The organism is Pseudomonas sp. HY2-MNA-CIBAN-0224, assembly GCF_040310285.1.
In the GTDB taxonomy this organism is placed as follows: domain Bacteria; phylum Pseudomonadota; class Gammaproteobacteria; order Pseudomonadales; family Pseudomonadaceae; genus Aquipseudomonas; species Aquipseudomonas helleri.
Genome location: NZ_JBEOPQ010000227.1, coordinates 1 through 392 on the forward strand (window position 1 = coordinate 1; position 392 = coordinate 392).

At 46.7% G+C, this 392-nt stretch carries 1 protein-coding gene; it reads left to right on the forward strand.

The window, feature by feature from the left end; all coding sequences use genetic code 11:
• Positions 1–46: 46 nt before the first annotated feature.
• Positions 47–392: YraN family protein (locus AAEZ03_RS26145; RefSeq protein ID WP_350582660.1), on the forward strand; the 346-nt coding region annotated here is incomplete at its 3' end.

The following is a 392-nucleotide window of genomic DNA, read 5'->3' on the forward strand; positions in this document are numbered from 1 at the left end:
GTTTAGCATGTTGTGCTATGATAATTATGAAATGTTGAGCAGACCCATGGACGTTATGGCAGATCATAAACCTTTGACCCTTACTTCACCAAAACAGCGCCAAGGCAGCCGCTTTGAACAACGAGCGTGCGAGTTTTTACATGCGCAAGGATTGCAGCTGATTGCGCAAAACTGGCAGCAGCCTAAAGTTGGTGAATTAGATTTGGTAATGTTGGAGACGGGTTCAGCATGGTCGACGCTGGTATTTATTGAAGTACGCCAGCGCCAGCATTCAGGGTTTGGTGATGCCGCGCTTAGCGTTACGGCAAGCAAACAGCGTAAAGTGATCAAAACAGCTCGTTATTTTTTACAGGCGCACCCTGAATATAGTCACTATGAGTGCCGCTTTGATG